Annotated in this window: 27 protein-coding genes; 20 read left to right on the top strand and 7 right to left on the bottom strand. The window is 71.3% G+C overall.

Annotation, left to right across the window (positions count from 1 at the left end; genetic code table 11):
- Nucleotides 1-35 precede the first annotated feature (35 nt).
- A complete protein-coding gene (locus AAIB33_RS11065; protein WP_345800015.1) occupies nucleotides 36-989 on the top strand; it encodes an aldo/keto reductase in 954 nt (317 codons plus the stop codon).
- A gap of 59 nt (nucleotides 990-1,048) precedes the next feature.
- Nucleotides 1,049-1,441 carry a DUF3054 domain-containing protein gene (locus AAIB33_RS11060; protein WP_345800014.1) on the top strand — a complete coding sequence of 131 codons (393 nt, stop codon included), beginning with the start codon at nucleotides 1,049-1,051 and terminating at the stop codon, nucleotides 1,439-1,441.
- Nucleotides 1,442-1,450: 9 nt separating this feature from the next.
- On the opposite strand, the gene AAIB33_RS11055 is transcribed toward AAIB33_RS11060, so the two are convergent.
- Complete coding sequence (locus AAIB33_RS11055; RefSeq protein WP_345800013.1) at nucleotides 1,451-2,479, bottom strand: LLM class flavin-dependent oxidoreductase; 1,029 nt, start codon at nucleotides 2,477-2,479, stop codon at nucleotides 1,451-1,453.
- Between the two features lie 120 nt (nucleotides 2,480-2,599).
- Between AAIB33_RS11055 and AAIB33_RS11050 the strand changes: the two genes are divergently transcribed.
- The 8 genes from AAIB33_RS11050 to AAIB33_RS11015 all read left to right on the top strand — a co-directional run bounded on the left by AAIB33_RS11050 (nucleotide 2,600) and on the right by AAIB33_RS11015 (nucleotide 9,122).
- Nucleotides 2,600-3,100: a bifunctional nuclease family protein gene (locus tag AAIB33_RS11050; protein ID WP_345800012.1), complete on the top strand. Its 501-nt coding sequence runs from the start codon at nucleotides 2,600-2,602 to the stop codon at nucleotides 3,098-3,100.
- A 21-nt stretch (nucleotides 3,101-3,121) separates the two neighbouring features.
- Entirely contained in the window at nucleotides 3,122-3,487 is a 366-nt protein-coding gene (locus AAIB33_RS11045) for a bleomycin resistance protein (protein ID WP_345800011.1), read from the top strand.
- A 2-nt stretch (nucleotides 3,488-3,489) separates the two neighbouring features.
- Nucleotides 3,490-4,257 carry a hypothetical protein gene (locus AAIB33_RS11040; RefSeq protein ID WP_345800010.1) on the top strand — a complete coding sequence of 256 codons (768 nt, stop codon included), beginning with the start codon at nucleotides 3,490-3,492 and terminating at the stop codon, nucleotides 4,255-4,257.
- A gap of 115 nt (nucleotides 4,258-4,372) precedes the next feature.
- The gene (gene gnd, locus AAIB33_RS11035; protein WP_345800009.1) at nucleotides 4,373-5,521 is read left to right on the top strand and encodes a phosphogluconate dehydrogenase (NAD(+)-dependent, decarboxylating); all 1,149 of its coding nucleotides are present in this window, start codon (nucleotides 4,373-4,375) and stop codon (nucleotides 5,519-5,521) included.
- The gene (locus AAIB33_RS11030) at nucleotides 5,521-6,603 is read left to right on the top strand and encodes a crosslink repair DNA glycosylase YcaQ family protein (RefSeq protein WP_345803422.1); all 1,083 of its coding nucleotides are present in this window, start codon (nucleotides 5,521-5,523) and stop codon (nucleotides 6,601-6,603) included. The genes gnd and AAIB33_RS11030 overlap by 1 nt, the downstream gene beginning before the upstream one ends.
- A gap of 2 nt (nucleotides 6,604-6,605) precedes the next feature.
- The gene (locus tag AAIB33_RS11025) at nucleotides 6,606-7,100 is read left to right on the top strand and encodes a metallophosphoesterase (protein WP_345800008.1); all 495 of its coding nucleotides are present in this window, start codon (nucleotides 6,606-6,608) and stop codon (nucleotides 7,098-7,100) included.
- A gap of 26 nt (nucleotides 7,101-7,126) precedes the next feature.
- A complete protein-coding gene (locus AAIB33_RS11020) occupies nucleotides 7,127-8,500 on the top strand; it encodes an amidase family protein (RefSeq protein ID WP_345800007.1) in 1,374 nt (457 codons plus the stop codon).
- A 13-nt stretch (nucleotides 8,501-8,513) separates the two neighbouring features.
- Nucleotides 8,514-9,122, top strand: coding sequence for a GyrI-like domain-containing protein (locus tag AAIB33_RS11015; RefSeq protein WP_345800006.1), 609 nt, complete (start codon nucleotides 8,514-8,516; stop codon nucleotides 9,120-9,122).
- Between the two features lie 4 nt (nucleotides 9,123-9,126).
- Here AAIB33_RS11015 and AAIB33_RS11010 read toward each other — a convergent pair whose 3' ends face one another.
- Entirely contained in the window at nucleotides 9,127-10,329 is a 1,203-nt protein-coding gene (locus AAIB33_RS11010) for an MFS transporter (protein ID WP_345800005.1), read from the bottom strand.
- 135 nt (nucleotides 10,330-10,464) lie between these two features.
- Here AAIB33_RS11010 and AAIB33_RS11005 point away from each other — a divergent pair, with 135 nt between their 5' ends.
- Both AAIB33_RS11005 and AAIB33_RS11000 read left to right on the top strand, forming a co-directional pair.
- Nucleotides 10,465-12,486 (top strand): acyltransferase family protein, encoded by a 2,022-nt coding sequence (locus tag AAIB33_RS11005; RefSeq protein ID WP_345800004.1) that lies wholly within the window; start codon nucleotides 10,465-10,467, stop codon nucleotides 12,484-12,486.
- 43 nt (nucleotides 12,487-12,529) lie between these two features.
- Nucleotides 12,530-13,042 carry an ACT domain-containing protein gene (locus AAIB33_RS11000; protein WP_345800003.1) on the top strand — a complete coding sequence of 171 codons (513 nt, stop codon included), beginning with the start codon at nucleotides 12,530-12,532 and terminating at the stop codon, nucleotides 13,040-13,042.
- Here the strand turns inward: AAIB33_RS11000 and AAIB33_RS10995 are convergent.
- Nucleotides 13,026-13,538: a helix-turn-helix domain-containing protein gene (locus AAIB33_RS10995; protein ID WP_345800002.1), complete on the bottom strand. Its 513-nt coding sequence runs from the start codon at nucleotides 13,536-13,538 to the stop codon at nucleotides 13,026-13,028. The genes AAIB33_RS11000 and AAIB33_RS10995 overlap by 17 nt on opposite strands.
- A 73-nt stretch (nucleotides 13,539-13,611) precedes the next feature.
- Here AAIB33_RS10995 and AAIB33_RS10990 point away from each other — a divergent pair, with 73 nt between their 5' ends.
- Complete coding sequence (locus AAIB33_RS10990; protein WP_345800001.1) at nucleotides 13,612-14,229, top strand: dihydrofolate reductase family protein; 618 nt, start codon at nucleotides 13,612-13,614, stop codon at nucleotides 14,227-14,229.
- On the top strand, nucleotides 14,226-14,792 hold the full coding sequence (locus tag AAIB33_RS10985; RefSeq protein WP_345800000.1) for a dihydrofolate reductase family protein: 567 nt from the start codon (nucleotides 14,226-14,228) through the stop codon (nucleotides 14,790-14,792). The genes AAIB33_RS10990 and AAIB33_RS10985 overlap by 4 nt, the downstream gene beginning before the upstream one ends.
- A gap of 49 nt (nucleotides 14,793-14,841) precedes the next feature.
- On the opposite strand, the gene AAIB33_RS10980 is transcribed toward AAIB33_RS10985, so the two are convergent.
- Nucleotides 14,842-15,318 (bottom strand): DUF2510 domain-containing protein, encoded by a 477-nt coding sequence (locus AAIB33_RS10980; RefSeq protein WP_345799999.1) that lies wholly within the window; start codon nucleotides 15,316-15,318, stop codon nucleotides 14,842-14,844.
- A 216-nt stretch (nucleotides 15,319-15,534) separates the two neighbouring features.
- On the opposite strand from AAIB33_RS10980, the gene AAIB33_RS10975 reads away from it, so the two are divergent.
- The 5 genes from AAIB33_RS10975 (at nucleotide 15,535) to AAIB33_RS10955 (ending at nucleotide 20,785) form a co-directional block, all read left to right on the top strand.
- Nucleotides 15,535-16,119 (top strand): PadR family transcriptional regulator, encoded by a 585-nt coding sequence (locus AAIB33_RS10975; protein WP_345799998.1) that lies wholly within the window; start codon nucleotides 15,535-15,537, stop codon nucleotides 16,117-16,119.
- 86 nt (nucleotides 16,120-16,205) lie between these two features.
- Entirely contained in the window at nucleotides 16,206-17,903 is a 1,698-nt protein-coding gene (locus AAIB33_RS10970; RefSeq protein WP_345799997.1) for an AarF/UbiB family protein, read from the top strand.
- A gap of 26 nt (nucleotides 17,904-17,929) precedes the next feature.
- Nucleotides 17,930-18,259, top strand: a complete 330-nt coding sequence (locus AAIB33_RS10965; RefSeq protein ID WP_345799996.1) for a hypothetical protein — start codon at nucleotides 17,930-17,932, stop codon at nucleotides 18,257-18,259.
- Between the two features lie 207 nt (nucleotides 18,260-18,466).
- The gene (locus AAIB33_RS10960; protein WP_345799995.1) at nucleotides 18,467-20,194 is read left to right on the top strand and encodes a hypothetical protein; all 1,728 of its coding nucleotides are present in this window, start codon (nucleotides 18,467-18,469) and stop codon (nucleotides 20,192-20,194) included.
- A 108-nt stretch (nucleotides 20,195-20,302) separates the two neighbouring features.
- Nucleotides 20,303-20,785: a VanZ family protein gene (locus AAIB33_RS10955; RefSeq protein ID WP_345799994.1), complete on the top strand. Its 483-nt coding sequence runs from the start codon at nucleotides 20,303-20,305 to the stop codon at nucleotides 20,783-20,785.
- Nucleotides 20,786-20,962: 177 nt separating this feature from the next.
- Here AAIB33_RS10955 and AAIB33_RS10950 read toward each other — a convergent pair whose 3' ends face one another.
- Together AAIB33_RS10950 and AAIB33_RS10945 are read right to left on the bottom strand one after the other, a co-directional pair.
- A complete protein-coding gene (locus AAIB33_RS10950) occupies nucleotides 20,963-22,066 on the bottom strand; it encodes a HAMP domain-containing sensor histidine kinase (protein WP_345799993.1) in 1,104 nt (367 codons plus the stop codon).
- A complete protein-coding gene (locus tag AAIB33_RS10945; protein WP_345799992.1) occupies nucleotides 22,050-22,742 on the bottom strand; it encodes a response regulator transcription factor in 693 nt (230 codons plus the stop codon). The genes AAIB33_RS10950 and AAIB33_RS10945 overlap by 17 nt, the downstream gene beginning before the upstream one ends.
- Before the next feature lie 88 nt (nucleotides 22,743-22,830).
- Between AAIB33_RS10945 and AAIB33_RS10940 the strand changes: the two genes are divergently transcribed.
- Nucleotides 22,831-23,418 carry a M15 family metallopeptidase gene (locus AAIB33_RS10940; RefSeq protein ID WP_345799991.1) on the top strand — a complete coding sequence of 196 codons (588 nt, stop codon included), beginning with the start codon at nucleotides 22,831-22,833 and terminating at the stop codon, nucleotides 23,416-23,418.
- A 100-nt stretch (nucleotides 23,419-23,518) separates the two neighbouring features.
- Here AAIB33_RS10940 and AAIB33_RS10935 read toward each other — a convergent pair whose 3' ends face one another.
- Nucleotides 23,519-24,007 carry an FBP domain-containing protein gene (locus AAIB33_RS10935; protein ID WP_345799990.1) on the bottom strand — a complete coding sequence of 163 codons (489 nt, stop codon included), beginning with the start codon at nucleotides 24,005-24,007 and terminating at the stop codon, nucleotides 23,519-23,521.
- Nucleotides 24,008-24,218 lie beyond the last annotated feature (211 nt).

Genomic DNA, 24,218 nt, shown 5'->3' with positions numbered 1-24,218 from the left:
GAATACCGCGGGCCACCGCGCGGGTTGCCGTGAAGATGACCCGTATCGGAAACAGTGACCTCGACGTCTTCCCCCTGAGCCTCGGCGGCAACGTGTTCGGCTGGACGGCCGACCGCGATGAGTCGTTCGCGATCCTCGACGCCTTCGTGGCGGGAGGCGGCGACTTCATCGACACCGCCGACTCGTACAGCGCGTGGGTGCCCGGCAACTCGGGCGGTGAGAGTGAGACGATCATCGGCGAGTGGCTCGCCTCACGGAAGCCCGAGAACGTGGTCGTGGCGACGAAGGTCAGTCAGCATCCCGACTTCAAGGGACTCTCCGCGGCGAATGTGCGTGCCGCGGCCGAGGCATCCCTTCGCCGTCTCGGCGTCGACACGATCGACCTCTACTACGCGCACTTCGACGACGAGTCGGTGCAGCTCGCCGAGACCGTCCGCGCCTTCGGCGAGCTCCAGCGCGACGGCCTCGTGCGCCACGTCGCGGTCTCGAACTACACCGACTCCCGCATCCGCGAATGGATCGACATCGCGCGGAGCCTCGGCATCCCGAGCCCCGTGGCGATCCAGCCGCACTACAACCTCGTGCACCGCAACGAGGTGGAGGGGGCGATCATCCCGATCGCGCAGGAGTTCCACCTCGGGCTCGTGCCGTACTTCTCACTCGCGAAGGGCTTCCTGACCGGCAAGTACCGGTCGACGGATGCCGCGGGCCAGTCCTCGCCGCGCGCCCAGGCGGCCTCGGCATACGCGACGGAGCAGGGCCTCGCGATCGTCGACACGCTCGCCCGCATCGGGGAGGCGCACGGCGTGTCGGTCGCCGCGACGGCTCTCGCGTGGCTGCGCGCCCAGCCCACCGTCGTCGCGCCGATCGCGAGCGCGTCCCGTGTCGACCAGGTCGCCGACCTCCTCGACGGCGGCCGTGTCGAGCTGAGCGCCGACGAGGTGGCCGAGCTCACGCGCGTCTCGGAGTGGACGCCCGCGTCGGTCTGACCCGTCTAACGGAGGCGGCCCGGGGCGATCGCCTCGGGCCGCTTCCGTAGGCTGGAGCCGTGGCATCCACTCCCGTCTCCGCCTCCGTCTCGACGCGCTCCGTCGTCACCTCGCTCGCGATCGACGTCGTCCTCGTCGTCGTCTTCGCCGCGATCGGCCGCGCGAGTCACGAGGAGGCCGTGCTGCCGGGGCTCTGGATCACGGCCTGGCCGTTCCTCGCGGGCCTCGCGCTCGGCTGGCTCATCACGCTCGCATGGCGCGCGCCGATGGCGCCGCTGCGCACGGGTCTCGGCGTCTGGGCGGTGACGCTCGTGGGCGGGATGCTGCTCCGCGGCGTCTCGGGTCAGGGCGTCGCCGTGGCGTTCGTGATCGTCGCCGGGGTCGTCCTGTTCGTCTTCCTCGTCGGGTGGCGGGGCATCGCAGCCTTTGTCCGCCGCCGTCGCGCCGGCTGACCGCAGCTCTCAGGCGCGGGTCGACTCCCAGCCGAGCGCGGGGGCGACGTGCGTCGCGAAGGCCTCGGCGATGCGGAGATTGAACTCCACGCCCAACTGGCTCGGGATCGTGAGCATCAGGGTGTCGGCCGCGGCGATCGCGGCATCCTCCTTGAGCTGCTCGACGAGCACGTCGGGAGCCGCCGCGTAGGTCTTGCCGAAGGTCGAGCGGAAGCCGTCGATGTAGCCGACGCCCTCGCCGTCCTGGCGTCCGCCGAAGTAGAACTCGTCCTCCGCGGTCGTCAGCGGGAAGATCGATCGGCTCACCGAGACCCGCGGCTCGCCCGCGTGCCTGGCCTCGCGCCAGGCGGCGCGGAAGGCGTCGATCTGCTCGGCCTGCAGCACGTCGAACGGGAGGCCGCGGTCCTCGGTCAGGAGCGTCGATGACATGAGGTTTACGCCCACGCGCCCGGCCCACTCGGCCGAGTCGCGGTTGCCCGCACCCCACCAGACGCGCGAGCGCAGGCCGGGGGAGTGCGGCTCGATGCGCTGCATCCCTGACCCGCCGCCGAAGGGGCTCTGCGCGTCGCGCTCGGCGAGGCCCTCGCCCTCGATCGCACGCAGGAAGGTCGAGAAGTGATCGCGAGCGACGTCGGCTCCGCGGGGATCCTCCGACCCGGTGTAGCCGAAGGCCTCGTACCCGCGCACGACCGACTCGGGTGAGCCCCGGCTCACGCCGAGCGCGAGCCGGCCGTCGGAGATCAGGTCGACGGATGCCGCTTCCTCGGCGAGGTAGAGCGGGTTCTCGTAGCGCATGTCGATGACGCCGGTGCCCATCTCGATGCGCTCGGTCTTCGCCGCGATGGCGGCGAGGAGCGGCATCGGCGAGGACTGCTGCCGCGCGAAGTGGTGTACACGGAAGTAGACGCCGTTGACGCCCAGGTCGTCCATGCCCTGGGCGAGGTCGATCGCCTGCAGCATCGAGTCGCGGGCGGTGAGCTCACGCCCGCCGCCGAGAGGGCCGTAATGGCCGAAGGACAGGGTTCCGAAGCGTTTCACGGTGACTGCAACGGTAACCGCGCAGCATCCATTCCGGTGAATACAGCGCCGACTCCGCGCCGAGCGCGCTGCTTGGTGCCTACCATGGCAGGAGAGGTCCCGCCGGCGGGAGGAGGCGACATGGTTCAGGTCAGGGTCGCCGGAGTCGCGCTCGACGCGGCGAGCCAGCACGTCATCCTCCTGAAGCCCATCGACGAGCTTCCCGGGTCGGGGCCGATCCTGCCGATCTGGATCGGACAGCAGGAGGCGACGTCGATCCTCATCGCGATCGAGGGCGCCGACGTGCCGCGACCGCTCGCGCACGACCTCATGCGCTCGATGATCGAGACGCTCGGCGCCGAGGTGCTGCGGGTCGAGGTGACGCGGATCGAGGACGGCACCTTCTACGCCGAGATCACCCTCTCGACCGCGGGCGGACAGGTGCGGGTCGATGCGAGACCGTCGGATGCCGTCGCCCTCGCGTCGCGCGTCGGCGCCTCCATCTGGGTCGCCGACGACGTCATGTCGGAGGCGGGGATGCCCGACGCCGTGACCGACGCGGAGCCCGAGAGCAATGCGGCGGAGCGCCTCGACGAGTTCAAGAAGTTCCTCGACGACGTCGAGCCGGAGGATTTCCAATGAGACGATCCGCCGGAGCGATCGATGGCTGACCGCGCCGTGCCTAACCTCCCGTCGCGGTCGTTCGACGCGACTGTGGAGTTCTACGGCGGCTTCGGCTTCGAGGTCGCCTACCGGGACGGCGGCTGGCTCATCCTGCAGCGGGGGCCGCTCGAGCTGGAGTTCTTCCTCGCGCCCGAACACGATCCCTACGCCAGCTGGTTCATGGCGAGCATCCGCGTGGCCGACCTCGAGGCGCTCTTCGCGGCCGTCCGCGCGAGCGGCGTGCCCGAGGTGCAGCGCGGCATCCCTCGACTCATCCCGATCGCCCTCCAGGAGTGGGGTCAGCGCGCCGGCTACCTCATCGACGTCGATGGGACGCAGCTGCATCTCATCGAAGACGCCCGCTGACGATGGCGATCCCTCCCGTCGGCGTCGGCGCCGGCGAGACCGGCGGCCCGGACGGCTACTCGTACGGGGCGATCCTCGTGCGCGGCGACGAGGCCGTGCGCGAGACGGTCGAGGAGGTGCTGCGCGGCATCCGCTTCTCGGGGTGGATCGTGCCTCCTCGGGATGGCTGGGTCGTGCTGCTCGGCGACCGCGGCGCGGGTGTCGTCGCGAGCGAGCGGCGAGGGGCGATCGACGTGGGCGCGGAGCTGGCCCGGCGCATCCTCGCGCCCGTCGTCGCGGTGCAGGTGCGACGGGACCGGCAGCTCGCCGTCGTCGGGTGGCAGGGCGGCGACGAGATCGGGCGCTACTGCAGCGACCCGTCGCTCGAGCCCGACGCCGACAGGGATGTCGTCGCGGAGCCCGTGGGCGGCGCATCGGCGTACGCCCTCGCCGAGCTCGCCGGTCGGCCGGAGGTCGGAGAGGAGCTCGCGGAGCTGCTCGAGGACGAGCTCGACCCCGACAGCGTCTTCGAATCCGAGCGCCTGCGCCAGGTGCTCCGGCTGCTCGGGATGCCGGACTGGATCGTCGCGGCGAACGCGCTGCCGCGCGACATCCCGACGGGTCCGCGGGCGCGCGAGCTCACGCGCGTGCGTGTCGGCGCGACGGGCGTCGCGGGCGTCATGCGCAACGTCTTCGTGCGCCGCCTGCGGCGCCGCCGCATCCCTCCCGCCGTCATCGCCGACCCGTCGCGGCAGGGCGGCATGGACGGACTCGAGCCGTGGATGTTCTAAGCGATGGCGGCGGGAACGACAAGGGCCGAGCCGAAGCCGTCGCAGGTGCCTAGACTGCGACGGTAGCCGCCCGGCGCCAGCCTGCGGCCGATCGGATCCGAGACAGGGAGACGCAATGCAGCTGGGAATGGTGGGACTCGGGCGGATGGGCGCCAACATCGTCAGGCGGCTCATGCGCGACGGTCACGACTGCGTCGTCTACGACGTGAATCAGGATGCCGTGGCGGGCCTGGCCGGCGAGGGTGCCGTCGGCGCATCCGACCTCGCCGACCTCGCATCGAAGCTCGACGCGCCCCGTGCCGTGTGGCTCATGATCCCCGCTGGGCTCACGGGGAAGGTCGTCGACCAGCTCGCGGAGGTGCTCGAGGCGGGCGACATCATCATCGACGGCGGCAACTCCAACTACCGCGATGACGTGCGACGCGCGGCGAAGCTCAAGGACTCCGGCATCCACTACGTCGACGTCGGCACGAGCGGGGGCGTCTTCGGCCTGGACCGCGGCTACTGCCTCATGGTCGGCGGGCCCGACGAGGCGTTCGCGCACATCGAGCCCGTGCTGCGCACGATCGCGCCGGGCAACGGCGACATCCCGCGCACGCCCGGCCGCACGGGCGACTTCGCGCCCGAGGAGCTCGGCTACCTGCACTGCGGCCCGTCGGGGTCGGGGCACTTCGTGAAGATGGTGCACAACGGCATCGAGTACGGCATCATGGCCTCGCTCGCCGAGGGGCTCAACATCATCGAGCACGCGGACGCGGGCGTGCGCGAGGCCGAGCACTCGGCCGAGATCGCGCCGCTGGAAGAACCGGAGTTCTTCCAATTCACGATCGACACGCCCAAGGTCGCCGAGCTGTGGCGGCGGGGGTCGGTGATCTCCTCGTGGCTGCTCGACCTCACCGCGGCCGCGCTGCAGGACAACCCCACGCTCGACGGCCTCGCCGGGCGGGTCTCGGACTCGGGTGAGGGCCGCTGGACGGTCAAGGCGGCGGTCGACATCGGCGTGCCAGCGCCCGTGCTCGCGGCATCCCTGTTCGAACGGTTCGCCTCCCGCGGCGAGGATCATTTCGCCAACCAGGTGCTGTCGGCGATGCGGCTGCAGTTCGGCGGCCACCAGGAGCTGCCCGCCGGCGACGTGCTCGAGGCGGGCGCCCGCAAGTCCGAGTCGTCGAGCTCGGGCCAGTCGCAGACGTCGTCGGAGTCGGGACCGCACGAGTCGGACGGCCGGTCGGCAGGCGGACAGCCGGGGTCGTCCGCGGGGTCGTGATCCGCACCCTCACGCGCGACGAGGCGCGCCGCATCATCGTGCGGGCGCAGCTGCTCGACGCCGACCGGCCGGGTGACGTCGTCGAGGTCGCCGAGCAGCTCGGTTACATCAAGATCGATCCGACGGCGACGATCGCGCCGTGCGAGCACACCGTGGCGTGGTCGAGGATCGGATGGTCGTACGAGCCGGGGCAGCTGCAGAAGGCCGTCGAGATCGACCGGCTGCTGTTCGAATTCGACGGCACGTTCCGCCCGATGAGCATCCTGCCGCTGATGCGGCCGTCGATGCGTCGGCATCCGCGGCACGAGCGCAGCCGGCAGTGGCTCGAGGCGAACACGCGGTTCCGCGCCGACGTGCTCGCGCGGCTCGCCGGAGAGGGGCCGCTCCTCGCGAGCCAGATCCCCGACACCGCACAGGTGGCGCGCGACACCGAGAGCGGCTGGTATGGATCCAACCAGGTGCCGCAGATGCTCGAGATGCTCGCCCGGCGCGGCGAGATCGCGGTGCTACGCCGCGAGGGCCGCCACCGCGTGTGGGATCTCGCCGAGCGCGTGTGGCCGACCGACCTCCCCGAGTACGACGACGCCGAGGCCGAGCGGCTCCTGCACGAGCGGCGTCTGCAGTCCGCCGGGATCGCCAAGCAGAAGTCCCCCTGGACGCCCGTCGGCGAGGCGGGCGAGCCCATCTCGGTCGAGGGGTCGCGGGCGAAGTGGCGGGTCGATCCGGAGGCGCTCGCCGCCCTCGATGACGACTCCGCCGACGGCCGTGTCGCCTTCCTCAACCCCTACGACAGCCTGCTCTTCGATCGCCCCCGGCTCGAGGAGGTGTTCGAGTTCACGTACGTGCTCGAGCAGTTCAAGCCCAAGGCGCAGCGCGTGTACGGCTACTTCGCGCACCCGATCCTGATCGGCGACCGGTTCGTCGGCATGCTCGACGCCGAGGTCGACAAGGCGCGCGAGAACCTCCGCGTGACGGCGGTGCACGAGTTCCTGCCCTTCGAGCCCGAGGAGCACGAGATGGTGCGTGCCGAGATCGCCGAGCTGGGCGAATGGCTCGGGATGCCCGTGGTCGGATCGGCCTGACGATGCCGACGCGGCTGCTCCTCATCAGCGACACCCACGTCCCCGGTCGCGCGCGCCGCCTGCCCGACGCCGTGCTGCGCGCTGCCGACGCCGCCGACCTCATCGTGCACGCGGGCGACTGGGTTGCGGCGTCCGTCCTCGACGAGCTCGAGCGGCACGGCGACGTGCTCGGGGTCTACGGCAACAACGACGGACCCGACCTCCGATCCCGCCTGCCCGAGGTCGCGCGGGAGAAGATCGAGGGGTTGCGGTTCGCCGTCGTCCACGAGACGGGCGCGGCGCAGGGGCGGGAGCGGAGGATGGATGCCGCCTTCCCCGCCACTGACGTGCTCGTGTTCGGGCACAGCCACATCCCGTGGGACACGACGTCGCCCGGCGGCATCCGCCTCCTCAATCCCGGCTCGCCCACCGACAGACGCCGCCAGCCGCACCACACGATGATGACGGCGGTCGTCGACGGCGGCGTGCTTCGAGACGTCGCGCTCGTCACGCTGTGAGCCACGTCGGCTGAGAGAGTGGGGGAGTGACCGAGATCGAGGGGATGCCTGCCCGCGCGCTCGCGACCGAGGTGCGGGCCGGGCGGCTGCCCGCGCGAGACGTCGTCGACGCGCACCTGCGGAGGATCGAGGCATCCAACCCTCGGCTGAACGCCTTGACCGTGATCTTCGCGGACCGGGCTCGGGCTCTCGCCGACGCCGTCGACCGGGCGGTCGCCGGGGGCGAGGATCCGGGCCCTCTCGCGGGGGTGCCGTTCTCGGTGAAGGAGAGCATCGACCTGACCTGGTCGGCCACGACGCAGGGCTGGCGCGGCCTCGCCGACGCGGTCCCGGCCGCGGACGCGACAGTCGTGCGGCGGATGCGCGAGGCAGGCGCCATCCCGATCGGCCGCGGCAACATGCCCGACTTCGGGATGCGGTGGGACACCGACAACGACCTCTTCGGCCGCACCCTCAACCCCTTCGCCGCGGACCGGTCGGTGTACGGCTCGAGCGGGGGCGACGCCGTCGCGGTCGCGACCGGCATGGCTGCGCTCGCGCTGGGCAACGACTTCGGCGGGTCGATCCGACTCCCGACATCGGCGGTGGGGATCGCCGGCCTGCGACCCTCAGCCGGACGAGTGCCGCGCGCGGCCGTGCGAGACGTGCCGGTCGCGCTCACGCTGCAGCATTTCTCGGTCAACGGCCCTCTCGCCCGCACCGTCGACGATCTCGCCCTCGCGCTGTCGGTGCTCGAGGGGGTGGATGCCTCCGATCCCGTCTCGGTCGCGGTGCGGGCGATGGATGCCGCGCCCCGGCGCGTCGGCGTCGTGCGCGACCCGCTCGGGTGGGGCGTCGACGATGACATCCGGAACGGAGTGGATCGTGCGGCCGCGGCGCTCGCGACAGCGGGCTGGGAGGTGGTCGAGGTCGAGCCGCCGCTGCTCGAGGAGGCCGCGATCCTCTGGCGTCGGCTCGCGTGCACCGACATGCTGCTGACGCTCGGACCGGGCCGCCTGCCCGAGCCGCTCGGGCGTTCGGCGACCGCGTTCCTGCGCGACAGTACCGCCGCGGCGCGGCCCTTCGAGACCGCCGCCGAGTACGCCTCGGCGTGGGCGCGCCGCGCCGTCATCGCGGCCGCGTGGCGCCGCCTGCAGACCGACGTACCGGTCATCCTCGGCCCCGTGTCGACGCGCCGGACTCCCGAGCCGGACTTCGATCTCGGGGGAGAGGATGCCGCGGACGCGGCCTGGCGAGACCTGCGCCTCGTCGTCGCGGTGAACTTCCTCGGCCTGCCGGCCGTCGCCGTGCCGGCCGGGACCGACCGTGGCGGACTCCCCGTCGGCGTGCAGCTCATCGGCCCGCTCCACGGCGACGAGCTGGCGCTCGTCGCGGCCGGCGCCGTCGAGGCCGGCGTCTGACATCGGAGGCGACATGGACAAGATCGATCTGAAGAAGGAGATCCCGTCGTACCGCGCCCGGCGCGGCCGCTTCGACGTCGTGGAGGTGCCGCGGCTCCGGTACCTGATGATCGATGGGCACGGCGACCCCAACACGTCCGCGGGGTACGGCGATGCCGTCTCTGCCCTGTTCGGACTCGCCTACGGCCTGAAATTCCTGAGCAAGCGGGAGCTCGACCGCGACTACGTCGTCATGCCGCTCGAAGGTCTTTGGTGGGCCGACGACCTGACCGCCTTCACGAGTGCCCGGGACAAGTCGCTGTGGAGCTGGACGCTCCTCAACCTCGTCCCGGACTGGATCGCCGACGAGCACCTCGAACGCGTGCGGACGACGGGGGGCGACGCATCCGCATTCTCCAGCGTCCGCCTCGACACGCTCGCGGAGGGACGCTGCGTGCAGACGCTGCATGTCGGCTCGTACGACGACGAAGCGCCCGTTCTCGACGAGCTCCATACGAGGGCCATCCCCGACTCCGGGTTGCGAATGCGGGGACTCCATCACGAGGTCTACCTGAGCGACCGCCGCCGCACGGCGCCCGAGAAGCTCAGGACGATCCTGCGTCAGCCCGTCGCCGACGCCTGAGGTGTCAGGCCGCGGCTCGGCGGCGCATGACGACGCCCGCGCCGATCGTCGCGACGAGGACGAGTGCCGAGAAGACGAGCAGCACCGTCGTCTCGGGAACGAACGCGAGGCTCACCCCGACGATCAGCACGGGCACGACGAGCCCGACATAGGCGATGAGGAAGAGGAGCGCGAGCGTCTCGCCTCGGCGATCGGGCTCGGCGACGGTCGCCGCCGTCGCGATTCCCGAGCGGAACATGATGCCCGCTCCCGCACCCGCCACGATCCCGCCGATGAGGAAGAGGGCGAGCGACGGAACGACGGCCCCGAGCGCGATGGATGCGAGGCCGAGGGCGAAGCAGGCGATCGCGATGGTCAGCTGCACGCGCTGCGCGACCCGAGCGAGCACGAGCTGGGCGAGAGCCGCGGCGCCGAACACGGCGAAGACGGCCGCGCCGTCGGCGAGGTGATCCGTGACCCGGAACCTCTCATGCAGGAAGGTCGGGGCAAGGGATGTGAAGAGCGCGAAGAGGGCGAATGAGGCGGCCGCTCCGATGCCGGCAGCCGCGAACGCCGATCGTGAGGCGGACGGAAGCGCGATGCGCTGCGGGCGATACGCCGGCGGGCTCGCGGGAGTCAGGACGGTCTCGGGCACGCTCCGCAGGACGGGCAGCGCCGCGACGAACAGCGCGAGGAAGAGTGCGTGCGGGAGCTCCAGCGGATCGGGCAGGAACTCGGCGAACAGGCCGCCGATGAGCGGGCCTAGGGCGAGGCCGCCGAGATTCGCCGCGCCGGCGACGGACGCCGCGAAGGCCGGCGACTCGTCGGGCCGCGCGCGCGAGCGCAGCTCCGCGAGGTGAGTGGTCGCGGCCGCGGTGAGGGTTCCCACACTCACGCCGTCGACGAAGCGGGCGACGATGAGCCCGGGGACCGCGTTCCAGACCAGGAAGATCACGGCCGAGACGGCGGACACCGACACCGCGATGAGGATCATGCGACGCCGCCCCACCCAGTCGCTGATGTGCCCGACGAGGAAGAGGCTCACCACGACGCCGACCGCGAACGCGGCGAAGATGAGCGTGATGACGGGGACGGGAAAGCCGTCCTGCGCCTGGTACAGGGGGTAGAGCGGGGTCGGAACCGTCGCGTACGCCGTGACGGTGGTAAAGCTCGCCGCGACGACCCAGAAGCCCGCGAGGGTCGACATCGTGCGGCGGGGTGCGGGCATCTCATCGATCCGATCGAGTGCGGGGAGCAGTGCCACCCTCGACCATAGGGACGCGCCGGGCGCCCCGCCAGAGGCTCGGCGACCGAGCTGTCAAGACCCCTGTCCGGTTCAGACGCCCCGCCTACACTCACGGACGTGGCAGAGCGCACCGCGAACGGGGCCGACTCCTCCGGGTTCCGCGCTGACATCCAGGGACTCCGCGCGATCGCGGTGGGGGCGGTCGTGCTGTATCACGCGGGCCTGCCCTTCCTCCCGGGAGGCTATGTCGGAGTCGACGTGTTCTTCGTCATCTCCGGCTTCCTCATCACGACGCATCTGCTCGGGAGTCTCGAGCGCGACGGGCGCATACGCTTCGGCAGGTTCTATGCGCGCCGGGCTCGCCGCATCCTGCCCGCGTCCTTCCTCGTGCTCGTGCTGTCGATCATCGCGGCCCTGCTCTGGTACCCGCCGCTGCTCATGGAGAAGGTGTGGCGGGGTGCCATCGCGACGGCGCTCTACGTGCCGAACTACCTCTTCGCGATGGACCAGACCGACTACCTGGCCGAATCGAGCAACCCGTCGCTCTTCCAGCACTACTGGTCGCTCGGCGTCGAGGAGCAGTTCTACCTCGTCTGGCCCGCACTCCTCGCGCTCGCGTGGCTCGTGATCAGGTCACGCCGCGCACTGTTCGGGATGCTGCTCGCCGTCGTCGCGGCATCCTTCGCAGCCTGCCTCTGGCTGACGTTCGACTCGCAGCCGCTCGCGTTCTTCTGGCTGCCGACGCGCGCGTGGGAGCTCGGCGCCGGCGGGCTCGTCGCGTTCCTCCTGCTGCGGCGGGACCGCGTCGTGCCGGAGCGCTTCGCCCCCGCGCTCGGGTGGCTGGGCCTCGCGGCGATCGCCGGCTCGGTCGTGCTCCTCACCGGGGACGTGCCCTTCCCGGGCGGGTGGGCGGCGGTTCCTGTGCTCGGCACGGCCCTCGTGATCGCGGCGGGCGCGTCGGGTCACCGGCTCGCGCCCACGCGCCTCCTGTCGACGCGCGGGATGGTGTTCCTCGGCACGATCTCGTACTCCCTCTACCTCGTGCACTGGCCGGCACTCGTGATCCCGGAGGCGGTCGCGCGCGACGGGCTGCCGCTCTGGGTGACGCTTCTCATCGCGGCGGCCTGCGTCCCCGCGGCGTGGGCGATGTACCGCTTCGTGGAAGACCCGATCCGCCGCGCCCCCTGGCTCACCCGGGCTCACGCGCGTCGCACGCTCATCGGGGCCGCGGCCGGATCGGTCGCGTGCCTGCTCGTCGCGACGGGCGCCTACGCGTATGCCGACACCCGCACGCTGAGCGCGGGGCAGCAGGCCGCGGCACCCGCGATCGAGAGTCCGCCGCAGGTCACCGACTTCGTCCCGGAGAACCTGAAGCCCTCCCTCCGCGACGCCGACGACAGCCTCCCCAGCGTCTATGCCGATCACTGCATGCGCGGGACGGCGGCGACAGACGCCGGCGATTGCGTCTACGGCGATCCCGCCGCACCGCGCATCGTCCTGTTCGGTGACTCGCACGCGGCGCACTGGTTCCCCGCCATCGAGCGGTTCGCACTGGCGGCCGGGTACGCGCTCGAAGTGCACACCAAGAGCTCCTGTCCGGTAGCGACGATCGACTCGACGCGCCGCGGCACGCCCTATCCGCAGTGCGCCGAGTGGCGTCAGGCGGTCATCGCGAGCATCAACGACGAGACGCCGCCCGCGCTCGTGCTGCTCGCGGGCTACAGCGACCCCGACCTCGCACCGGGCGTCGACGACGATGTCGCGACGTGGGAAGCCGCCTACGGCAAGACCCTCGACGCCATCACGGCGCCGAAGGCGATGATCGCCGACACGCCCGATCTCCGCGAGGATCCCGCGCCGTGCCTCTCGGCGCATCTCGACGATGCCGAGGTCTGCGGACAGTCGAGGGCCGTCGCGCTCAGGGATGCGTCGCGGGAGGCTGCGGTGCGGGCGACGTCGGCCCGTGGCATCCCGCTCCTCGACTTCACCGACTATCTCTGCACCTCCGACTGGTGCCCCCCGATCCTCGGCAACACCCTCGTCTACCGCGACTCGCACCACATGACGGCGGCGTTCAGCGCCGAGCTCGCCGGCGTCATGGGCGACGCGCTTCGACCGCTGCTCCCTCCGGCGCCCTGACCGCTTTCCTACCTTGCCGCTGACCGTGGCCTACCCTGAGGCCATGACAACTCTCGTGCTCACGATCGTCGGCGACGACCGCGCCGGACTCGTCGCCGCGGTGGCCGAGGTGATCGCCGCGCACGGCGGCAACTGGGAGAACAGCCAGCTCGCCGAGCTCGCGGGAGCCTTTGCCGGGATCGTCGAGGTCTCGGTCGCGCCGGAGCGTGGCGAAGCGCTTCGTCAGGCGCTGTCGCAGGTGGAGGGGCTGGTGGCCGTCGCGATCCCCGGCACCGAGAGGGGAGTGGATGCTCCTCCCGCCCGCCGCTTCGCCTTCCAGGTCCTCGGCAACGACCATCCCGGGATCGTCCGTGAGCTCTCCTCGACTCTGGGCGCGCAGGGGGTGTCGATCGAGCGCATGACGAGCGAGACGAGGGATGCCGCGATGGCCGGCGGTCGCCTGTTCGAGGCGACGATCTCGGCGGCCGTGCCGGCGTCCGTCGACGTCGACTCCCTCGTCGCCGAGCTCGAGCGGCTCGCCCACGAGCTGCAGATCGACGTCACGCGCCTCGACTGACGCCCGCCGCGGCGACCTCGGCGAGGTACGCCTCGCGCAGTTCCGCGAACACGGACCGTGACCCGGCCGGCCGGCCGATGCCGAGATGCTGCTCGCGCAGCTCGTCCATGAAGGCATCCCACATCTCCGGACCGCCGCGCTCGAGCAGCTCTGCGCGGATCGCGAGCTCCCGAGAGACCTTCAGATGCCGCCGGCCCCACGAGCCGAGCGCCGCCAACACGGGGACGAGCTGGATCGCAGGCTCGGTGAGGCTGTAGATGACCTTCTGCTTATGGGTCGGGTCGGGGCGCCGCGAGATGAGGCCCTCCTCGGTGAGGCGCTGCAGGCGGTCGGCGAGGATGTTCGACGCGATGCCCTCTTCTGACCCGAGGAGCAGTTCCCGGAAGTGCCGGCGATTGCCGAACATCATGTCCCGGATAACGAGCAGCGACCATTTGTCGCCGATGACCTCGAGCGAGAGGTTGATCGGGCATCCGGACCGCTGGGTGTCAGTCATACTGCTTGCACTCTACAACCAGTCGGGCGTACCGTGTGCTCTGATTGCAGAGTGCAATCGGTGGAGGTGGGATATGCAACGCGTCATCGGCACCATGACGATCTCGCTCGACGGCGTCGGAGCCGGCGAGAACCAGACCGAGCACCGCCCGTTCGGAGATGTCGAGCCCGGCCTGCTGCACCGCTGGATGTTTGAGACGCCCGACGAGAACCGGGAGGAGATCGATGCGATCGTCGACGCCGGCTCGTTCGTCATGGGGCGGAACATGTTCGGACCGGTGCGAGGAGAGTGGGACCGCGACTGGCGTGGCTGGTGGGGACCGAACCCGCCCTATCACGCGCCCGTCTTCGTCCTCACGCACCATCCGCGGGAGTCCATCGAGATGGAGGGCGGGACGACCTTTCACTTCGTCACCGACGGCATCGACGATGCGCTCGAGCGGGCACGGGATGCCGCGGGCGAGCGCAACGTGCACATCGCGGGCGGTGTGAGCACGATCAACCAGTACCTGGCCGCGGGGCACATCGATCAGCTCTTCCTGCAGGTGTCGCCGATCATCCTCGGCCAGGGGCTGCGGCCGTTCGAGGGGCTTGGCCGGATCGACCTCCGGCAGGTGGCTTCCCGCGGAGCCTCCCTCGTGACGCACGTGCTCTATGACGTACGGCGTGCGCCCGCTCCGGAATCCTCATGATGATTCCGGACACCGCCCCGCAGACGGCCGAGGGCAAGGTGATCTGCCACTTCACGATGTCGCTCGACGGCTTCATCGCGGGGCCGGGTCACTCGATGGAATGGCTCGACGGATTCACCACCCGGCCAGGCCTCATCGAGGAGTACATCGCGACGACCGGTGCCGTTCTCGGTGGGAGACGGGGGCTGGATGCCTTCCCGGACGCGGCGACGTTGTACGGCGGAGCCTGGAGCGGGCCGGTCTTCGTCCTCACGCATCATCCCGACGACGCACCGCCCAGCCGCGGCATCACGCTCCTCGACTGCGACCTCGCGGAGGCGATCGAGATCGCTCGGGATGCCGCGGGCGGCAAGAACGTCGAGATCCTCTCGGCGTCGATCGGCCGCCAGCTGCTCGAGCGCGGCCTTCTCGACGAGTTCGACCTGCACATCGCGCCTGTCCTACTGGGCGACGGCGTCCGGCTCTACGCGAAGTCCGGCGCGGAGCCGGTGCGTCTCGACTTCGTGATGGGCGACGGCCCGCGCCGTGCCGTCAACATCCGTGCGACGCCGACGACGGCGTGACGGCTGTGGTCTGAAGCGCCGAACGCCTCCCTCACGGGGGTGGGGGACGCTACCCGTATCGGTAGTGCTGCGCGCTCGCGTTGACCCACGATGCGAACTGGCGTGCGCGGGACTCGTCCTGCGATCCCACCGGCGCGAGCCAGACCTGCTGCGGGCTCTCCACCGCCACGTGCAGCGACGACGGGTACTGGCGCGCGAAGTGGCGGGGCTTGATAGGTCCCGCCGCGCTGAAGAGCGTCCTCATTCGCACCGCCAGGACGAAGGCGGGACGCTTGCGGATCTCGTCCGCAGTTCCGACGAGTGCGGTGACTCCGCCGATGGGCTGGCTGAGGCGACCGCACCGGATGACGCGCGCGTCGACGACGATCCCCCCGAACTCGTCGGGAGTCCCGACGGCGCCGGGGCCCGTGTGCAGCTCGACGCGGGGCGTGCTGAAGTCGGCGTAGTGCTCGGTCCAGCGCGTGCCGTCCCACCAGCGCTGTGTGCCGGTGCCGTCGTCGTACCACCCTGGTTCCGCGGCCGCCATGCGTCGAGAGTACCCGCGCGCGCCGAGCCGTGGCCGTTCCCGCCGCGAAGAGCCGCTCGCCGGGTCTGTCCGACCGATCGTCGAGTGAGACGTCGTGCGCCGCCGAACCTGAATCCAGCCCGTGAATTCGGGCGATTCTCTCGACTCGGCATCCAATCAGCGATATATCGGTAGGTATCGTCCGGAGTAGGGCGACACATCGCAAGGAGGTCCATCATGAGCGGTTCGTTCCCCGATCCCTTCGGCGGCCGGCACAAGGGCACCGGCGGGGGGTTCCCCGGCCCCGGTCTGTGGGACGCCCTCGATCAGCTCCGCGAGGGATTCGAGCAGCGCTTCTCAAACGTGGGCGGCGGCGGCCGCATGGCTCGCGGCGATGTGCGCGCCGCGGTGCTCGCGCTCCTCGCCGAGCAGCCGATGCACGGCTACCAGATCATCCATGAGATCGAGGAGCGCAGCGGCGGGTCGTGGAAGCCGAGCCCCGGTTCCGTCTACCCGACGCTGCAGATGCTCGCCGACGAGGGACTCATCACCGCGACGGAGTCCGGCGGCAAGAAGACCTACACGATCACGGAGGCCGGTCAGGCCGAGGTGGACGCCTCGGAGGGGAAGCCCGCGCCGTGGGCGAGCTCGGGCTCGGGTTCCCAGGATTCCCGCACCGGCGCGCTTCCGAAAGCGGGCATGAAGCTCGCTCAGGCGGCGGCCGCGGTGGGGCGCTCGGGCTCCTCGGATCAGGTGCGCCAGGCCGTCGAGGTGCTCGACGAGGCCCGGCGTAGGCTCTACTCGATCCTCGCCGAGGATTGAGTCCTGTCGACACCTGACGCCGACGAGGTCTGCCTGCACTGAGCCGGCCGGCGCGTCCGGACGGTGCTTCCCGACCTGGAGAATCGATGGCCGACGTCGGCAGTTCGCGTGCCCGATATCGCCGCATCATGCGGTTCGCGATCAGGTACATGCTGCAGGCGTGGTGGTACGAGCTGTTCCTGCCCCGCATCGGGCTGAGCCGGTTCGCGGCGCGCGGGCGCGCCGCCCGCCTCACGAACATCGCACGCAACTTCCACACCCTCGCGCTGTCGCTCGGCGGCCTCATGATCAAGGTCGGGCAGTTCATGTCGTCGCGCCTCGACGTGCTGCCGCCCGAGATCACGAAAGAGCTCGAGGGACTGCAGGACGAGGTGCCGCCCGTCCCGTTCCCCGCCATCCGCGAGCTGGCCGAAGCCGAGCTCGGTCTGCCGCTCGACCGGGCGTACGAATGGGTCGACCCGAGCCCCGTGGCCGCGGCATCCCTGGGTCAGGCCCACCGCGCGCGCCTGCTGCCCGCGGACGCCGTCGACGCGGGATTCACCGACGTGGTGGTGAAGATCCAGCGACCGGGCATCGATGAGATCGTCGATGTCGACCTGCACGCCCTTCGCCGCGTCGCGCGATACCTCAGCAGCGTGCGCGTCATCTCCGATCACGTCGACCTGCCGGGGCTCGTCGAGGAGTTCGCGCACACGAGCATGCTCGAGATCGACTATCTCCACGAGGCGCTGAACGCCGAGCGGTTCGCCGAGAACTTCGCCCGCGACCCGCGCGTCGGCGTGCCGGCGATCGCGTGGGAGCGCACGACCCGCCGCGTGCTGACCCTCTCCGACGTCACCGCGATCAAGATCAACGACGTCGAGGCCCTGCGCGCGGCGGGGATCGACCCGACCGAGGTCGCGCACACCTTCGCGACCGTGATGTTCGACCAGCTCTTCGTCGACGGGTACTTCCACGCCGACCCGCACCCGGGCAACATCTTCGTCACACCGTTGCCCGGGGGAGCGGACGGCGGTGTCGCGGGGTCTCCGCCGTGGCGACTGACCTTCATCGACTTCGGGATGATGGGCGAGGTGCCCGACCGCCTGCGGCACGGGCTCCAGCAGCTGCTCATCGCGGTGGCGGGACGCAACGGACGGCAGCTCGTGGCCAGCATCCGCGATGTCGGCGTGCTGCTGCCGTCGGCCGACACGAACGAACTCGAACGCGCGATGACCGAGCTCTTCGCTCGGTTCGGCGGCATGGGCTTCGCCGAGCTGCAGCGGGTCGACCCCAAGGAGTTCCGCGACTTCGCGGTCGAGTTCGGCGACGTCGTGCGGTCGCTGCCGTTCCAGTTGCCGGAGAACTTCCTGCTGATCGTCCGCGCCATCTCGCTGACGTCGGGCATGTGCAGCGCCCTCGACCCGGAGTTCAACATCTGGAGCTCCGTCGAGCCGTACGCGGCGCAGCTGCTCCGCGACGAGCGCGGCAATGTGCTGCAGGCGTTCGGCGCGGAGGCGGTCTCGGTCGCCGGAATCGTCGCGCGGATGCCGCGGCGCCTCGACGACCTCGCGACGCGCCTCGAGAACGGTCGCGTCGCCGTCGAGACACCGCGCCTGGAGCAGCGGATGCGCGGGCTCGAGCGCATGGGGCGCCGGGTCGTGTCGGCGACGCTCTTCGCGGGCCTGCTCATCGGCGGCATCCTGCTCCGCTCGCAGGAGGTCGTGTTCGGGACCATCCTCATGGTCGCGTCGGTGCCCGCGCTCCTGCACGCCCTCTTCGCCGGCTGGGCCACGCGCCGCTGACGCGCCCGCCGTCGTAGGGTGGCGCCATGCCCGTTCTCGCCGTCGTCCGCGCCGCCTTCGGCGCCGCCCTGCTCGTCAACGCGGTGCCGCACGGAGTCGCCGGCATCCAGGGCAGGCCCTTCCCGACGCCGTTCGCCGACCCGCCGGGCGTGGGCATGTCGGCACCGGTCGTGAACGTCGCCTGGAGCACCGCCAACGCCGTCGCCGGCGGCCTGCTCGTCGCCCGCGGAATCCGCACGCCCGGCCAATGGGTCGCCGCGGCGCTCGCCGCGACCTGCATGGCGCTCGTCCTGGCATTCCACTTCGGCGACGTCATGCGCGGCGGCACGGGCGTGCGCGGCCTCCGCTCCCGCTGACCGCCCGACCCCGGCCGGCCCGTCCCTCGCGGCTGCCGAGCTCTCGCCGTTCCCCGGTCGCCGAACTCGTCGAGGCGCCCTCCGGTCGCCGAGCTTGTCGAGGCGCACCCTCCGGTCGCCGAGCTTGTCGAGGCGTCGAGCCTCAGCCGACGAGCGGCTCATCCCACGTTCACACCTCGTTCCCCGCCCCCGCTACCGTCGAGCCTGATGACCACACTCCTCTGCGACCCCTACCTGCAGCTTCCGACCGCCGACGGCGTGCGAGTGGCGTGGGCGACCGAGTTCGAGGGCGACGGGCACGCCGTCCTCGTCGGCGAGGGGGTCGGCGGCCTCAGCGACGCGGAGGCGCGGGACGCGGCATCCGGCTCCGTAGTCCCCGGCGTTCGCGTCTTCACAGCGACGACGACTCGGCTCTCCCGCGTCTTCGAAGACCACGCCTCCCGCATCCCCGAAGATCGACGTCCGGCCGTCGAAGACGGCATGGTGCCTCGCGCGGTGTGGCGGCACGAGGCGGCGGTCGACGGTCTCGCGCCCGGCACGCGGCATCCCTATCGCGTCATATCGATGGATGCCGCGACCGCCGCACTCTCCGGCACCTTCACGCTGGCTTCCGCACCCCGACCCGGGGACCCGCTCCGCGTGCTGCTCACGAGCGACCACCAGGGGATGCCCAACACTCCCGCCAACCTGCAGAAGGCCGGCGAGACGCTGGGGAGAGTGGATGCCGTCTTCCTCGCCGGCGACCTCGCCGACCAGGCGGATCGGGCGTCGTCGTGGTTCGACGACGAGATCGGGAGCGCCTTCTTCCCGGCGCTGCAGGGCCGGGCGCGGCGCGCCGATTCGCAGGGGCTCGTCGACTACCGCGGCGGCGAGATCATCCAGCATGCGCCGCTGTTCCCCGCGATCGGCAACCACGACGTCGGCGGCCGCATCGAGGGCATGACAAGCGTCCCTGCCTCGATGGTCGCGGCGGTCCCGCGCGCCATCGCCGAAGCCGCCTTCGACGGTACCGGCGCGCGGGCCGAGTGGATCGAGGCCCACTCGTTCAGCACGGCCACGTACGAGGAGCTGTTCACCGTCCCCGCCGATTCCCCGGGCGGTGAGAGGTACTACGCCGTCACGTTCGGTGACATCCGCCTCGTCTCGCTCTTCGCGACCCGGGTGTGGCGTCGGTCGACGGCGGACCCGGATCCGGCCGATCGCGTCGAGACGAGCCGCTACCAAGAGGCGGCCGCGACGCTCCACGATCCCCTCGCACAGGGCTACGGCGAGCACATCTTCGAGCCGCTCTCCGTCGGCAGCGCGCAGGGGGAGTGGCTCCGCGCCGAGCTCGCGTCCGACGCGTTCTGCGCCGCACGCTTCCGTGTCGTCATGCTCCACGAGGGTCCGCACGGCCTCGGGAACAACATCCTTCCGCCGTTCGCCGATCCGGTCCGGATCGAGGAGAGGGATGCCGCGGGCGCGGTCGTCGGCGTGCGGTACGAGTATCCGAGGGCCGACGACATCCTGCTGCGCGACCTCGTGCCGCTGCTCGAGGCATCGGGGGTCGACCTCGTGCACAGCGGACACTCCCACCTGTGGAATCGCTTCCGCTCCGAGAACGGCGTGAACTACCTGGAGACCTCGAACACGGGCAACACGCACGGCGCGGCTCACGAGCTGAGCGGACGGAGCCGTCGTGTGCCGCCGGAGCCGTGGGATGCGTCGAACTACCTCGCGCAGGGCGATCCGGGTGGCCTCACCCCGATCCTGCCCAGCGTCTGGCCGTTCACGTCGCCCGACGGCATCCCGGAGCCTTTCGTGCAGAGCAACGACCTGGTCGTGTTCACGGTGCTCGACACGGGCGTCGGCGAGGTCGTCTCGTACGCCTTCGACGTGCGAACCCCGCACGTGTCGCCGTGGATCTTCGATCGCTTCCCCCTCGGACGCTCCTGACGCCGTCATCGGCGACCTGTCACCGAACGCTCAGGCTTCGTGGAGCGGACCATACGCTCACGCAACAGGTGGCCCGCTGGACTGGTTCTCCCGATCGAGAGGCAGATCATGACGGAGTTCACCGGTGTCCGCACCCGCGCGTCCGCGCGGCCTCGCGCGGTTGCCGCGCTCGCGGCGGTGATCGCCGTCGTCGCCCTGACGCTCGCTCCGCGAAGCATCGTCGCGCCCGCCCGGTCGCTGTTCATGCGTGCGACGGACCTCGCCGTGGGGCCGCTGCTGCAGCAGCTGTCGACGCTGGAGGTCGAGCGCACCCTCAACGCGATCCTGTTCGTGCCCCTCGGGCTCGCCGTCGCGCTGCTGCTCGGTCGGCGCGCGTGGCTCCTCGCCATCCCCTTCGGCCTCGCGGTCTCGGCGGCTGTCGAGTTCGCGCAGGAGCGGATCCCCGGCCGCGTGCCCGACCCGCAGGACGTGTTCGCCAACACCGCCGGCGCCGCACTCGGGGCGCTCCTGGTCGGCGCGTTCTTCGCGATCCGTGCGATCTGGCGGCGCGTCCGCAGGGGCCGGCGTCGTGCTCCCGGCGGGCGGCGCTGACGCGGGCGCGCTGACGCCGCGGCACTGCCGGCGGTCGGCGCTTCACCGCTGCTGTTTCCTGCGACAGCGCCACTGATCGCGCACGGCGCTCGCAGGAAACAGCAGCGCTCGCGCGACAGCCGGCGCGTCGCACCGTCCGGCGGTCGCGGGAAGCGCCGTGCCCGGCGCCGCCGGGTCTCAGACCGCGGGCAGGGTGACCCGCACCGCGAGGCCCCCGCCGTCGCGCGCCGCGACCTGCAGTGAGCCGTCGTGCGCTCGCACGATCGCTGCGACGATCGCGAGGCCGAGCCCCGACCCTTCGACACCAGCGGGGCCGCGCGTCCGGCCCGCTCCGCGCACGAAGGGTTCGGTGAGAGTGGCGACGACGGCCGGGTCGATGACCGGCCCGGTGTTCTCGACCGAGAGCGCGACGGCGCGCGGCTGGTTCTCGATCGAGATCCACGCGCTCCCGCCGACGACGTTGTGCACGACAGCATTGCGCACGAGGTTCGCCACCAGCCGCTCGACCAGCGTGCGATCGCCGGCGACCGTCGCCGGCATCGATGACACCAGGAGATGGATGCCGCGGGCCGAAGCATCCGGTCGCTCCTCCTCGACGATCTCGGCGACCACCGCCTCGAGATCGACGGGAGTGCGCACGATCGCACCGCCGCGTCCGACGCGCGCGAGCGCGAGGAGCGACTCCGTGACCGCGATCGCCCGCTCGTTCGTCGCGGCGATGCGGGCGAGCAGGGTGTCGACGTCCCGGCCGTCGGGATCGGCCTGCGCGACCTCGACCATCGTCCGGATGATCGCGTGCGGCGTGCGCAGCTCGTGGGACGCGTTCGCGGCGAACCGGCGCTCCTCGTCGAGGGTGCCCTGCACCCGGTCGAGCATCGCGTCGAAGGCATCCGCGAGGTCGGTGAGCTCGTCGCGAGAGCCGGGCAGCGCGATGCGCTGGTCGAGCGCGCCGTCGCGTGCGAGCCGGGCGACCTCGGTGATCCGGTCGAGGGGGCGCAGCACGACGCCGGCGAGCAGCCAGCCGCCGAGCAGCCCGAACGCGGCGAGCCCCGCGATCGCCCACCACGTGTACCGGACGAACACCTCGAGCAGGTTCGAGCGGTTGGGTGCCCAGCCGCCTCCGTCGACCGAGAGGCTTCCCTCCGGCACGAAGCGCAGGAGGAGCAGTCCGACGGCGAAGAGCGCGATGCCCGCGATGACGACGAGCGCGGCGTAGCTGAGGGTCAGCTTGACGCGCACCGAGACGCCCGGCGGGCGCGCCGCGTCAGTCGGCGGAAGCATCGGCGGCGGCATCCATCGTCTCGGCCATGCGGTATCCGACTCCCGGAACCGTCTCGATCACCCAGGGCTCGCCGAGGCGCTTGCGGAGGGTCGAGATCGTGATGCGGACGGCGTTGGTGAAGGGGTCCGCGTTCTCGTCCCACGCGCGCTCCAGCAGCTCCTCCGCGCTGACGACGCCGCCACGTGCGGTGAGGAGCACCTCGAGCACGGCGAACTGCTTGCGGGTGAGTGAGACGTAGTGCCCGTCGCGGTAGACCTCGCGACGGAACGGGTCGAGCCGGATGCCGGCGAACTCCACGATCGGGGGCGTGCTGTCCGCGGGTCGCCGGCCGAGCGCCCGCAGGCGCAGCACGAGCTCGCGCAGGGCGAACGGCTTGGTGAGGTAGTCGTCGGCGCCGCTCTCGAAGCCGGTCGCCTTGTCGTCGAGCCGGTCGGCGGCGGTGAGCATGAGGATGCGCGGGCCGGGAGGAGTGGCGACGATCCGGCGCGCGATCTCGTCGCCGTTCGGCCCGGGGATGTCGCGGTCGAGCACGACGACGTCATAGCTGTTGATGCTCAGCAGCTCGAGCGCCGTCTCGCCGTCGCCGGCGAGATCGGCCGCGATCGCCTCGAGCCGCAGCCCGTCGCGGATCGCCTCGGCGAGGTACAGCTCGTCCTCGACGATCAGCACGCGCATGCGAGCAAGCCTAGGTCGGAGGGCATATCGGGAACATATGCGCGGGCGCGTACGCTCTCGCAACACGCGGGCGCGTGGGATGGCCGGCATGACTGTTCTGCGCGCCTCCGCCGTCCGTCCGTCGCCGCCCGCACGTCGCATCGCGTTCGTCGCGATCGGCGTCGCCGTCGCGATCGCTCTCGCGGTCGGACTGTGCGGTGTGCTGTTCCTCCGGGCCGGCGCACTCGCCGCTCCGTACACACCCCGCGTCGAGGACGGCTACCTGACGGCGCCGGCGACCCTCGACGACACCGACCTGCCCGCGATTGCGAACCTCGATGCGGCTCTGCTGGGCGCCCTCAGAGACGCCGCGGCCGCGGCATCCTCCGACGGCGTCTCGTTCGAGGTCACGAGCGGCTGGCGGACGGCGCGCTACCAGCAGTGGCTGCTCGAGGACGCCGTCGAGGACTACGGCAGCGTCGAGGTCGCGCGGCAGTTCGTCGCGGCGCCCGACCGCTCGCACCACGTCACCGGCCACGCGGTCGACATCGGCCCGCTCGATGCCCAGTCGTGGCTCATCGCGCACGGCGCGGCATGGGGCCTCTGCCAGATCTACGCCAACGAGCGCTGGCACTTCGAGCTCGCCACCGACCCCGGCGGCACCTGCCCCGCGCTGCGGGAGAACGCCGCCGGCTGACCCGCCCGCCGATCCCGCAAGCGCGGCATTCCGGGCGAACCCGGGGGACGGGGAGGGATGCCGCGCCCGGCGGCGGCGGGCGCGGCATCCATCGCCTCGCTCAGTCTCCGCGGACCTCGCGGACGAAGCCGGCGACATGCTCGCGCAGCTGCTCGATGCGCCGGTCGCGCGCCGCTTCCCGGTCGAAGCCGAGGTACGCCGACGGCGGCAGCTTGCGCACGTTCTGCGAGCACTCGAAGTTCTCGCAGATCAGCGTGCCGACGGTGTCGCCGCGGCGTCCGGCGTCGCCGGCGCGCTTGGTCATGTAGAACACGACCTCGTTCGGCAGGTGGATGTCGGAGCACCACGAGCACTGCGCGCGAGCGCGAGTGCGGGTCTCCGTCTGCCGGAGGAGGAGCCCGACGAGCTCGCCGTCGAGCTCGACGACGAGGTAGCCGATCTGCGGCAGCTTGGGGTCTCGCCATCCGAGGAAGTCGAGTCGGTCCCACGCGCGCTCGTCGAAGTCGGCGGGGAGGGTGAGGTTCTTGCGCTCGCTGCGCGAGGCGTTGAGGAAGGATGCCCGGATCTGGGCGTCGGTGACGGGACGCATGCGCGTTCTTTCTCTGTGGTCGCCGGAGCGACGGTGTTCGTGAGGAGGGACTCGGAGCGCGGAACGCGCTCGACGAGCAGTGCGGAGATGAGCCTCAGGCTCTGTGGCCCGCCGACGCTGCGCGCGTCGACAGCCTCCTCACGCCCGCAGGCCTCACGGAAAGAAACACGGCCGCGAGTCTACCGGCCTCGCCGGAACACCGGAAACAGTG

Source organism: Microbacterium sp. AZCO (assembly GCF_039614715.1).
Lineage (GTDB): Bacteria > Actinomycetota > Actinomycetes > Actinomycetales > Microbacteriaceae > Microbacterium.
The sequence above is the reverse complement of the archived record's forward strand: the minus strand, read 5'-3'. Positions and strand labels throughout refer to the sequence as shown.